The sequence below is a fragment of the Sphaerisporangium perillae genome, from assembly GCF_023276435.1.
Taxonomy (GTDB): domain Bacteria; phylum Actinomycetota; class Actinomycetes; order Streptosporangiales; family Streptosporangiaceae; genus Sphaerisporangium; species Sphaerisporangium perillae.
The window spans coordinates 110,455-121,812 of the sequence record NZ_JALLPO010000032.1 but is presented as its reverse complement, the minus strand read 5'-3'; the positions used below and the strand labels follow the sequence as shown (position 1 = coordinate 121,812).

At 66.8% G+C, this 11,358-nt stretch carries 8 protein-coding genes and 1 pseudogene; 3 read left to right on the top strand and 6 right to left on the bottom strand.

The features are described 5' to 3' along the window. Positions 1-522, bottom strand: a 522-nt coding sequence (locus tag MYF83_RS28885) for an endo-1,4-beta-xylanase (RefSeq protein WP_248963884.1), incomplete at its 3' end; no start/stop codon positions are given. Between the two features lie 1,061 nt (positions 523-1,583). Here MYF83_RS28885 and MYF83_RS28880 point away from each other — a divergent pair. Together MYF83_RS28880 and MYF83_RS28875 are read left to right on the top strand one after the other, a co-directional pair. After that, a complete protein-coding gene (locus MYF83_RS28880) occupies positions 1,584-2,921 on the top strand; it encodes an extracellular catalytic domain type 1 short-chain-length polyhydroxyalkanoate depolymerase (RefSeq protein WP_248963883.1) in 1,338 nt (445 codons plus the stop codon). 383 nt (positions 2,922-3,304) lie between these two features. Next, positions 3,305-3,463 (top strand): hypothetical protein, encoded by a 159-nt coding sequence (locus tag MYF83_RS28875; RefSeq protein ID WP_248963882.1) that lies wholly within the window; start codon positions 3,305-3,307, stop codon positions 3,461-3,463. 57 nt (positions 3,464-3,520) lie between these two features. On the opposite strand, the gene MYF83_RS43935 is transcribed toward MYF83_RS28875, so the two are convergent. The 5 genes and pseudogenes from MYF83_RS43935 to MYF83_RS28855 form a co-directional block, all read right to left on the bottom strand. Further along, positions 3,521-5,908 (bottom strand): RICIN domain-containing protein, encoded by a 2,388-nt coding sequence (locus MYF83_RS43935; RefSeq protein WP_248963881.1) that lies wholly within the window; start codon positions 5,906-5,908, stop codon positions 3,521-3,523. Positions 5,909-6,244: 336 nt separating this feature from the next. Further along, on the bottom strand, positions 6,245-7,546 hold the full coding sequence (locus MYF83_RS28865) for a CE1 family esterase (RefSeq protein ID WP_248963880.1): 1,302 nt from the start codon (positions 7,544-7,546) through the stop codon (positions 6,245-6,247). A 629-nt stretch (positions 7,547-8,175) separates the two neighbouring features. After that, complete coding sequence (locus tag MYF83_RS43130; RefSeq protein WP_279340196.1) at positions 8,176-8,937, bottom strand: RICIN domain-containing protein; 762 nt, start codon at positions 8,935-8,937, stop codon at positions 8,176-8,178. Positions 8,938-9,000: 63 nt separating this feature from the next. Beyond that, positions 9,001-9,999: pseudogene (locus MYF83_RS43125) on the bottom strand (alpha-L-fucosidase); the annotation flags it as partial. A 24-nt stretch (positions 10,000-10,023) separates the two neighbouring features. Beyond that, complete coding sequence (locus tag MYF83_RS28855; RefSeq protein WP_248963878.1) at positions 10,024-10,155, bottom strand: twin-arginine translocation signal domain-containing protein; 132 nt, start codon at positions 10,153-10,155, stop codon at positions 10,024-10,026. Between the two features lie 424 nt (positions 10,156-10,579). Here MYF83_RS28855 and MYF83_RS28850 point away from each other — a divergent pair, with 424 nt between their 5' ends. Beyond that, a complete protein-coding gene (locus MYF83_RS28850; RefSeq protein WP_248963877.1) occupies positions 10,580-11,299 on the top strand; it encodes a FadR/GntR family transcriptional regulator in 720 nt (239 codons plus the stop codon). Positions 11,300-11,358: the final 59 nt, after the last annotated feature.

Genomic DNA, 11,358 nt, shown 5'->3' with positions numbered 1-11,358 from the left:
GTCGAACGCCTCGTTGACCACGTCCCAGGCGTAGATCTTGCCCTTGTAGTGGGCCATCACGCCGTTGATGTGGTCGATCATCGCCTGGCGCAGCGTGCTGCCGGACAGGGACTGCATCCAGCCGGGCTGCTGGGAGTGCCAGGCCAGGGTGTGCCCGCGGACCCGCTTGCCGTTCTGCACGGCCCAGTTGTAGACCCGGTCACCGTTGGTGAAGTTGAACTGGCCCCGGTTCGGCTCGGTGGCGTCGATCTTCATCTCGTTCTCGGCCGTCACCATGTTGAACTCGCGGTTGGCGATCGTGGTGTACGCCGAGTCGCCGAGCTTGCCCGCGGCGATCGCGGTGCCGAAGTACCGCCCGCTCTGCGCCGCCGCCGCGCCGAGCGTGCTCGCCGCGGCATCGGCCGGACCCGGCACCGTCAGCGCCGTGATCGTGCCGAGAACGCCGAGAGCGCCGGCGAGCACGACCCGCAGGCTGCGGAGAGGGTGCCGGGTTCCAGGCGGATGTATGGCGTTTGCGCCCATGCCTGAGCCTCCATAAGGAATCACGGGGAAAGCGGAAAGGGGGAGAACGCGGGGAACACCCCGCGGCACCGACGCCGCACCCCATCACCGGGGACGCACACCACAAGGACGTCGCGGACGACGGCTCCCGCCACGCACCACCGAGCTGGCAGGAGAGAATCGCCTCAGGGACTCAGTGTGGAAACATCCCCGAAATAAGTCAAGACTGTAGCCGAAAGTTTCGGCTTCCTTTCAGCCGCGAAGTGCCCGGATACCACGCATAACGCCTGTCCTCACTTTGCTGAAAATTGCGATCCCCGCCGGGCGATGGGGCCAGAGTGATGAAAGTTTCATCACAACCCCGTGTGCGTCGGAGTGCTATGACGCCGATAACACCAGATCGGCCGCACCGAAGCTCCGGGCGCTTGCGGCTCGCCTTGCGCCCGGCCCTTGACGACACCTCCCTGTCTCGTATTTGCTCCGCCCACACCACCCCCGTACACCGACGGAGAAGGGAGCTGGCCGACCAGGCCGGATGTTAACGCTAACAAGCCTGCGATCTTCCCCAAGACGCGTCGGCGGCCGGAGGCCGTGAACCCTGGGACAGACACCACGTCCACGCGGTCCACCGGTCGTCGACATCCCGGCAGGAGGTTGTCCGTCCAGGCGGAGAGCCGAAGCCGTCGGCACATGGGCTCGCCGCGACGGCGGGGCCCGCGACAGAACGGCCGGCCGTGCGGGTGTCCGGCCGCACAGGCCACCACCTCACGACGTTCGCCGCCGAGATGGCCGATTCGTTGAATCTGTTACCGCTCACAGCGTCGACCCAGCGTGGTCGCCGATGCCCGAAAGAGGTTGAGCATGCTCATGTGGAGACGATGGTCGCCGGGGCGTTTCCGGGGGTGGTCGCGGTGGCGCTGGGGGCGGTGAGCGGGACGGGGGCCGCGAGCGCGGAGTCCAACGGCGGGGTGCGGGTGATGCCGCCTGGACGTCTACAACCAGAGCACCGCCGACGGCAGCCAGGTGCAGATTCTCTGCCGACACGACCGCGATGACGCGGATCCCCAAAGAAGGGCAGAACAATGAAACGGCGTACCAGACAGCACGCCGGCATCGGAGTCGGCATGGCGGCCCTGGTCGCGGTCGTGGCCGCGGCACTGTCCATGTTGCTGACGGCCGCCCCACGAGCGTCGGCAGCGGCCCTGACCGAAGTGACGAACTTCGGCGCCAACCCCGGTGGTCTGCGGATGCACCTTTACGTCCCCGACAGAGTGGCATCCCGCCCGGGCGTCCTGGTGGCGATGCACGGCTGCAACGGATGGGCTCCGAACTTCCACCAGAGCACCGAGTTCGCCTCATTGGCCGACCGGTACGGCTTCATCGTCATCTACCCGCAGGCGAACAAGAGCGCCAACGGCATGTCGAACTGCTTCGATGTGTGGTCGAACGAGGCCCTGCGCCACGGTGGCGGCAGCGACCCGGTGTCGATCGTCTCCATGGCGAACTACGCGCTGCAACGCTACAACGGTGACCCGCAGCGGGTGTTCGCCACTGGATTCTCTTCCGGAGCGATGGAGACCAACAACCTGCTCGCCACATACCCGGACGTGTTCAAGGCCGGCGCGCCGTTCTCGGGTGTGCCTTACGGTTGCCTCGGGCCCGCCGGGTGCGGGGACAAGACGCCACAGCAGTGGGGTGACCTGGTCCGGAACGCCTACCCCGGTTACACCGGGCCCCGGCCGCGGGTGATGGCCTGGCATGGCACCGCCGACTCCGTGCTGCCCTACACGATGCTGCAGGAAGAGGTCGACCAGTGGACCAATGTGCACGGACTGAGCCAGACTCCCACCTCCACTGACAGCCCGCAATCCGGGTGGACCCGGCGAGTCTTCGGCTCTGGGCAGGTTGAGGCGTACACCATCACCGGCGCCGACCACGATCTGCCGCGAACCGGGATGGCCGCCTACGCCATCCGCTTCTTCGGTCTGGACGGCGGCTCGTCCACCCCGACGCCGACTCCTACGGGGCCTGGTGGTGGTGCCGGGCAGATCAAGGGTGTGGGTTCCGGGCGTTGCCTGGACGTGCCCAACTCCGCCACCACTGACGGCACTTTGGTGCAGTTGTGGGACTGCAACGGGCAGAGCAACCAGCAGTGGATCTCCACCTCGGCCGGCGAGATCAGGGTCTACGGCAACAAGTGCCTGGACGCGGCCGGGACCGGCACCGGCGCCAAGGTGCAGATCTACTCCTGCTGGGGCGGCGACAACCAAAAGTGGCGGCTGAACTCCGACGGCACCATCGCCGGGGTGCAGTCCGGACTGTGCCTGGACGCCATCGGTGCGGGCACCGGCAACGGCACCCAAATCCAGCTCTACACCTGCTGGAGCGGCACCAACCAGAAATGGACCTGGGCGAGATGATCATGTCCGTCTTCCGATGAGGATCTCCGGTGCGGCGTGGCCCGCCGCACCGGAGGCGGTTCCTCGACGATCGGTTCACGGTGGTCGGTGGGCGTCGGGACGGGCTCTCCCGGTGATCGCTGCATTCCACGTCATCGTGACCGGCTGCAGAGTTGCCACGCCGTTCCCGCAGTGATACGTGAGACCGAACCGAACGACCGCACGCCCCTGCCGCTCACCACCGATCCGGCAGGAGAAGTCGCTGCACATGGTTCGTCCGCGGACCTTTCATGACGTACGACCGTCTCCGGACGATTCCCGGCGCGGCCGTGCGGTTTCGCGCGCGGGTGTCGCCGATGCGACTTTCCCCCATGGATTCATGCCTTCACTCGAGGAGTAGAACAATGCGGCCCTCATCCGTTCCCTTGCCGGGCTGTGCGTCTCGGGGCGGCTCAACCGGCACCGCCCTGGACGGCGCCGGCATCACCACGGCCGGCTCCGCCGTGCAGCTGTGGACACCGAACTCCAGCACCAACAACCAGTACACGATCACGGCGGTCTGACCGGCGTGGCCGGGCGCTCCGCATTCGCGTGAACGCCCGGCCACGCCGGATCGTGGGTCAGTTGCGCATGCTCCACTGCTGGTTCGTCCCGCCGTGGCACGCCCACAGGTGGATCTTCGTACCGTTCGTGGTCCCGGCGCCGCTGGCGTCCAGGCACAGCCCCGACTGCACGCCGGTGATGGTGCCGTTGGCGTTGACGTTCCACTGCTGGTTCGCCTGCCCGTTGCAGTCCCAGATCACGGCCAGCGTGCCGTTGGCGGTGCCCTGGTTGTTGGCGTCCAGGCACTTGTTGCCGTACACCGTCAGTTGCTTGGCCGAGGTGTAGGTCCACCGCTGGTTGGTGCCGCTCCCGCAGTTCCAGAGCTGTGCTTGGGTGCCGTTGGTGGTGCTGTTGTTGTTGATGTCGACGCAGCGGCCGGACCCGGCCCCGACGATCTGGACGTTCTGCTGGCCGTTGCCGCCGCTCTGCGGCCCGGCGGAGGCCATCACGGCCTGGGCGCCAGACGGCCAGCTGCCGTTGGTGACCGTCACGTTGTTGTTCACCACGTTGCCGCGGTCGCCGTTGGTGATGTTGGTGCTGCCGTTGCTGGTCCAGTTGCCGGTGACGGTGAAGTTGCCCATGTTCTCGCCACCCCAGTAGTTGGCGGTGGCCCAGGTGCCGATGGAGTTGAAGACGTTGTTGCGGGCGGTGTAGTACTTGGAGCCCTCGTCGAAGTAGAGCCCGAACCAGCCGTTGGTCCGCAGGCAGTAGTTGTCGCTGATCACCGCGCTCGGGTTCCACGACAGCGTGTAGATGCATCCGCCGTCGGTCATCTGCTGCATGACGTCGTGCACGTAGTTGCCGATGAGCTGGTTGTTGGACGCGGTGGTGGCCGTGGTGTACCGCGGCTGGTAGTTGTACAGGCCGCGGTTGGCGTATTGGGTGTTGCCACCGGGCTCGTTGGCGCCCCAGCCGTACCCGATGGACATGCCGGTGTACGGCATGTTGTAGACCTCGTTGTGGGAGATGAGGGCGGTGGAGACGTAGGTGGTCACGACCGAGACCACGCCCCGATAATCCAGGCCGAGGTCGTGGATGCGGTTGTTGCTGACGGTGATGTTCCGGTTGACCAGCCGCTGGTCGCCGGGGTGGTGCGCGTCGGCGCGCACGCCGCCGACCACGATGCCGCCGGCCGAACTGCGGGCGATCTCTGACCGGGTGACCGTGATGTTGCTGGCGCCCAGGCCGACACCGTTGGCGTGGCCGTTGGCGTCGTTGCCGATGCCGATGGCCGTCTGCCCCAGGTTGACGAACTGGGAATCGGTGAAGGTGATGTTGTTGGCGGCGGAGACTTGTACGGCGGCGGGCATCTGGTACCAGTTCGGCCGGGTGGCCTCGAACTGCTGGCAGCCCTCGTGACAGGAGGTGAAGGCGGGCCAGCTCCAGTTGCCGGCGATGTAGGAGCCGGTCTGCTGGTCCACGTAGCCCTGGTTGCCGCTCGGCCCCCGCCAGCTCGTGCCGGTGAAGGTGATTCCGCTGAACGTGACGTGGTGCGCGGGCGCGTCGTAGGTGCCCCCGACGTCCACCAAGGACTGCAGCAGCGGAAGCTCCACGCTGACGTTGCTCATGTTCTGGCCGGCGAGCGGGATGTAGGAGAGCATGCCGGTCCCGGGATTGATGTACCACTCGCCCGGCGAGTCGAGGAACTCGTAGGCGTTCTCCAGGTACAACGGACCCGACCGGTGCGGGCTGGTGAAGGTGTCGTACCCGAAGTTGTTGTTGTTCCAGGCGGGCTGCTGCATCGTGATGAGGTTCCCGCTGATGCTCTGCACCGGCGCGTACCGGTCGGTGAAGGAGCCGACGCTCTCCATCTCGACCCGGTTCTGGCCGGCGAGGTTGTTCAGATAGCTCAGAGCGCTGTTGGTGAACCTCATCCCGGTGCTGCTGGCGGTGAAGTCGGACCGGTTCACGGTGGTACGCGCCCGCGTGGCGATGGCGCCGTTGACGTACAGCTGCCGGGTGTCGATCCCGGTGCCGACGTTGGCCCGCCAGATGTTCTTCGCCGAATCGGCCGGCGACCAGCCGGTGACCGCCCTGGCCCCGCTGATCACGGGATGCGCCGATGAGGCCGCCCGCCAGATCACCTGATATCCGTTGTTCCCGGAGTCGGCCGCGGTCAGCCGTAGCGGCGCGGAGAGCCGGTAGACCCCGTCGGCCAGCTCCACGACGATGTCCCCGGACATCGCGCCGGTGCGCGCCCGCACCGCGGCCTGCGCGTCCGGCAACGAGCACGGCTGGGCGGCGGAGCAGTCGGTGCCGGTACCGGAAGGGGAGGCGTAGAGGGTCGTGGCCGCCGCCAAGGCGGGAGAGGCCGGCGCCACCAGAGCGACCGCGGCGGTCAACCCCACTGCGGCGACGCCGGCTGACACCAGCCTCCGCATCACGGCGTACGAGGATTCGAACACGGGATCTCCTTCAACGTGGGTGGGTGGGGGGTGCGGGTCAGCGCCCCGTGTCGAAGCTGATCTGGCGAGTGCGGGTCTGATCCTCGTGCCGGCGCCATGTCGAGCCCGCGGCTCCGCTCACGGTCCGGGCGGCACTCCGGCACCGCGCTTTCGCCGGTGGCGTTCCGCGCGATGCCGGTGTGACCTGGCATGGCCCGGCACACGGCATTGCTGCTCACTTTCCGAGGAGCGGACGGTGATCCCGACCGTCGGCTCCGGAAACGTAACTCGTATGACGTCTCACGTCAATAATGGGCCGAGACGCGAGCTCGACGTGTCAATGCGCCGACGATCAGGTCAGGATGCGCTGCAGGAAAGGGCGGGAGTGGCGGCGGTGCCGTTGGCGGTGAAGCCGAACGTGGTGGTGCCGTTGGCCGCGATCGAGCCGTTGTAGGACTCGTTGCGGACCGTCACGTTGGCACCGGAGCCGGAGCGGACGCCGTTCCACAGGCTGCTGATGGTCTGCCCGCCCGGCCAGGTCCAAGCGACCGTCCAGCCGTTGACGGCGCTGGTGCCGGCCCGGACGGTGACAGTGGACTGGAAGCCGCCGGACCAGGAGTTCACCGTCTCAATCGTGGCGGCGCATCCACCCGGTACCGGCGTCGGGGTGGGCGTCGGGGTCGGGGTGGGAGTCGGCGTGGGAGTCGGAGTAGGCGTCGGGGTGGGTGAGGGATTGTTCTGGAACTGCGAAAAGAACTTCCACACCTCTCCCTTGGTCCAGGTCGTGACACCGCTCTCGGTGTAGGTCCCATCCACCGGACCCGGCATGTGACCGTTGTCGAACGCGGCCCAGACGACCGGATACCCGGCCCGGCACCCCGAGTACGCGGTGACGATGTGACTCCGGCTGCCCGAACTCGGCTCAGGCGGGTTCTGCGCGGTACAGCCGTTGTTGCGGACGAACCTGTCACGCAGCGACCGTCCCTGAGAGATGTTCAGCACGGTGTCCCCGATGCCGTGCAGCCCCATGTACGCGATGGGCTGAGTGCCGCCGCTGCACCCGCTGAGCTGCGCGCCGGAGAAGACCGCGACCGCACGGAAGACGTTCGCCCGCGAGCACGCGAGTGAGAAACTCATACCGCCGCCGTAGCTGAACCCGGTGGCGAAGAGCTGCGAGGTGTCGACACAGAGATCCGCCTCGATGAGCCTGATCATGTCATCGACGAAGGTGACGTCCTCACCGTTGGAATTGGCCCAGCCGTTGTTGAAGCCCTGGGGCGCGACGAAGATCGCGCCGTTGTTCGACAGCTGCCTGAGTCCGTAGAAGGACCAGGGGTACCCGCTGGTTCCGCCCGAGTCGACCTTGGCGGCAGTGCCGCCGAGCCAGTGGAACCCGAAGATCAGCCGGTAGGGGGTGTTGTTCTGGTAGTTGTCGGGAAGCCGCAGGATGAAGGAGCGGTTCTTGCCGCTGGTCTGAATCGACTGCGTACCACTCCTCAGCGTCGGGGTCTTGCCGCATCCGGCGGTCGTCGCAAGGGTGCCGGCACTCGCGGACGACGGAGCTCCGCCGAGGTCGCTGCTCATCGCCGCACGACCTGTGGCCAGGACGAGAAGTGCCGCGACCGCGATCGCTCCGAAAAAGGATCTGTGCCGTGGCATCACACAACTCCTGTCATGGCGCGAGTATCGACATGTCTGGATGGGGAAATCATTCACTTCTCCCTTATCGGGGTGGGAGCCTCGGTCGGCCGGCATGCATGGTTTCTGGTCTGGGAATGCCAGACCAATGAGATGCGCCTCCACGGTGGACGTCGGCCCGTCCGGGCGTGTACGGCTGGTCGAGCGAAATTGTGTTTGCGCTAACATTCAACCGAGTGGCGAGTGCTCCTCTCGTGCGATTTGACCGGAGGTGACAGTGCAGCGGAGCAAATATGACCGCGACGAGATCTGTCAAGAATCGGCCTTTCTTCTCACGCCGTGCTCGCCCGCGACGATCCATTAATTCCACTTCCGACCAGGGAGGCGGTCGAGATCACCGCTGATGTCTCAGGTTGAAAATTTCACCGACGGACGGCTCGGCCTGGTGTCGGCCCTTGCGTCGAATCGATTCCGAGCGGACATGGGTTAGGGCATGCCTGCGGCGGTGGCCGCCGTCGCGGCGCGGGAAGGCGCGGTCGCGCATGGCAAGCTACGTCGTCGTCAGCTCCTGGCGGCCACGGTCGGTGGGGAGGTGTCCCTCTGGGGTCGGTCAGGCGAGGCCAGCAGTGATGCGGGCCGGGCGAAGCCGCTCAGACCGCGGTAATGGTCCACTGGTTGTTGGTGCTGGAGTTCGGTGTCCACAGCTGCACGGCGGAGCCGGCCGTGGTGATGCCGGCGCCGTCCAGGGCGGTGCCGGTGCCGCGGTTGATGATCTGGTAGCGGCCGTTGCCGAGGCTGTTGAGCCGCCACTGCTGGTTGTTGCCGCCGTTCCAGGTCGTCTGCGGGCAACTGGCGCCGTTGGCGGTGTTGCCCCAGCTGTCGGCGACCATACCGTTGGTGCGGTTGACGATGCGGTACCAGCCGCCGCCCAGGTCCACCAGCTGCCACTGCAGGTTGGTGCTGCCGTCGTAGTTCCACTGCTTGAGCGCCGACCCCGAAGCGACGTTCCCGCCACTGTCCAGGACCAGGTTGGTGGTCACGTTGGTGATCCGCACATAGCCGGTGGGGGTGGGGCCGGAGCCCAGGGCGGGGATCTGGCCGGAGAAGGTCAGTTTGACCACGTAGGCGGGGGCGCTGAACGGGGCGTTGGACGAGGGCATGGTGATGTGCAGGCCGGAGCCGTCCTGGGTGCGGGTGGGCAGGTTGGTGTACTGGCCGGCCGTGGAGCCCAGTAGCTGCACCGAGGCCAGGGTGCTCAGGTTGATCTGGTTCGAGCCCAGGGTGCCGATGTTCAGCGTGCCGCCCGGCCAGCCCAGCACGGTGGCGTACAGGATGGTGTTGTTCTTGCTGCGGGTGAACCGGATGTCGCGGTTGGTTCCGGGCCGCGGCGTGGTGAAGGAGCCGCCGCCCATCTGTGTCGGGCCTTCGCCGTAGGTCGCCCAGGCGCGGGTGGCGTAGATGGACTCGCCGAAGCGCTTGAGGTAGTCCCCGATGCCGAGCAGGATCGTCCGTTGCCCGGAGGGAATGGTGCCGTCGGCCATGGGGGCGATGTTGAGCAGCATGTTGCCGTTCTTGCTGACCCGGTCGATCAGCGAGTGCAGCATGGCCTCGAGCGAGTAGTAGCCGATGCCGATGGTGTAGCACCAGCTGGAGCTGGAGATGCTGTCGTCGGTCAGCCAGTAGGGGGTCTGGATGGCGGCCGGGCCGCCGCGCTCGTAGTCGACGACTTCGCCCCGGGTGTTGAACCCGTCTTTGTAGGTGGCGACGACGTCCTTGTTCCAGGCGACCGCCTGGTTGTAGTAGTACGACAGGAAGTTCAGCCGCTGCGACTCGGGGAGCTGGCTCAGGTTGAAGTCCTGCCAGATGACGTCGGGCTGATAGCCGTCGATGACCTCTTTGAGTTTGTCGTACCACAGCTGGTTCTCGGTGGTCCGGTCGAGCTGGCCGTACAGCTTCTTCAACGACGTCGTGGACTGCGCGGGCGCCCACTGGTAGAAGCCGGTGAAGTTGTAGGTGTGGTGCAGAGCCGTCAGGAGCTTGAGCCCCTTGGCGCGGATGGCGTCGGCGTGCAGCCGCAGCAGGTCGAGCTTGGGTCCGGTGGCGACGGAGTTCCACTCGTTCACCCTGCTGTTCCACATCGAGTAGCCGTCGTGGTGCTCGGCCACCGGCCCGGCGAACCTGGCCCCGGCGTCGGCGAACAGCTGCGCCCACTCGTTGGGGTCGAAGTTGCCGCCGGCGGACCTCAGCTTGGGGGCGAACTGCACCCAGTTGCCCGCCTTGTCGCGGGCGCCGTTGATGAAGTTGTGGTACGGCCACACCGAGGGATCGCCGTAGACGCTCTTGTGGTGGTTGTTCTCATTCGACCCGTTGTTGTACATATTGCGGGGGTACCACTCGTTGGCGAACGCAGGGACGCTGAACACTCCCCAGTGGTAGTAGATGCCGAACTTGGCGTCCTGGAACCACTCGGCAGCGGGCGGGTGCTGGTCGACCGACGCTCAGCTCGCGGTGTAGCTCTGCGGCCCGTCGGTGGCCCACGCGGTGCGCACCCCCAGCAGGCCGGCGGCCGCGACGCCTCCGGCCCCCGCGAGCAGTGTGCGGCGGCTGAACTGGAATGAGGACGAGGACATGGGGAACCTCTCGAGAGCTGGAGGAGCTCTTCCAGGTCGCACGGAATCCTGCGCCCGCACGCTGGGCGCGCAACCCATGCACGTCCACCGGCGCAGAACCCTTGGGTGTTGGCGAACGTGAAGAGACCTTCACAGTTTGGACATGGGATGTATTTGTAAGCCAGGCGCAGGGGAATGTCCAGACCTGTTGCCGGCCAATGTCGCGGAGACGGCCTGAGGCCGAGGCCGCCGGGGCGGTCCCCGAGTCCTCTCAGGACCTTATATCGCCACGTCAGACCTAGTTTTCTGGCCGCTTCCCCTTCTTTGATCCTTCTGCTGGGGATACCCTCGTGTCTGCTGAGTCTTTCATTCCTTCTTTCGAGACATGGGATGTCTGTACTCCGCTGGCTTCGACCGCGTGGCGGGGAGGTAGGAAGATTCGGTTATGTCTCTAACCGAGCAGGCGATCGAGCACATCAGGCAGCTGATCAAGGACGAGGCCCTTCCGCCAGGGGCGCGGCTGCCTTCGGAGCAGGATCTGGCCGCCGAACTGGGCCTGTCCCGCAACCTGCTGAGGGAGGCCGTCCGGTCGCTCATCACCACACGTGTCCTGGAGGTGCGCAGGGGCGACGGCACCTACGTCACGAGCCTCAAGCCGGAGCTGTTGCTGGAGGGGGTCGGCCTCGCCGTCGAGATGATGCGGGGTGACGACCTGCTGGAGGTCACCGAGGTGCGGCGCCTGTTGGAGCCGGTCGCGACCGGCCTCGCGGCCACGCGCATCTCCGCCGACCAGCTCCGGGAGGTCGAACACCACCTCAACGCGATGATCGACGCACAGGACGACGTCGAGGCGCTCAACCGCCATGACGACGACTTCCACCGTGCCGTGCTCGCGGCGACGGGGAACACGGCACTGTGCACCCTGCTCGCGGGCATCGCCGGCCGGACGCTGCGCGCCCGCGTGTGGCGCGGGTTAATCGACGACGACGCGGCCGGCCGCACGGTCAACGAGCACGTCGCCATCTACCGGGCGCTGGCGAGCCGCGACGCCCCTCTCGCCCAGGCCGCGGCGCTCATGCACGTGAGCACCACCGAGACCTGGCTGCGGGAGAACCTCGGCCGTCCGGCGTCCGGCCCGGCCTCCCGGGTGCGGGCCGGGTCGTGACGGCCCCCACCCGGGCGATCACGCCGCCTCGGCGTCACCCCGACCACGACGCGGGGTCG

Coding starts and splice junctions, on each gene's coding strand:
- MYF83_RS28880 (WP_248963883.1), top strand. CDS start 1,584: ATGAAACGGCGTACCAGACAGCACGCCGGCATCGGAGTCGGCATGGCG.
- MYF83_RS28875 (WP_248963882.1), top strand. CDS start 3,305: ATGCGGCCCTCATCCGTTCCCTTGCCGGGCTGTGCGTCTCGGGGCGGC.
- MYF83_RS28865 (WP_248963880.1), bottom strand. CDS start 7,546: ATGCCACGGCACAGATCCTTTTTCGGAGCGATCGCGGTCGCGGCACTT.
- MYF83_RS43130 (WP_279340196.1), bottom strand. CDS start 8,937: ATGGGCGGCGGCTCCTTCACCACGCCGCGGCCCGGAACCAACCGCGAC.
- MYF83_RS28855 (WP_248963878.1), bottom strand. CDS start 10,155: ATGTCCTCGTCCTCATTCCAGTTCAGCCGCCGCACACTGCTCGCGGGG.
- MYF83_RS28850 (WP_248963877.1), top strand. CDS start 10,580: ATGTCTCTAACCGAGCAGGCGATCGAGCACATCAGGCAGCTGATCAAG.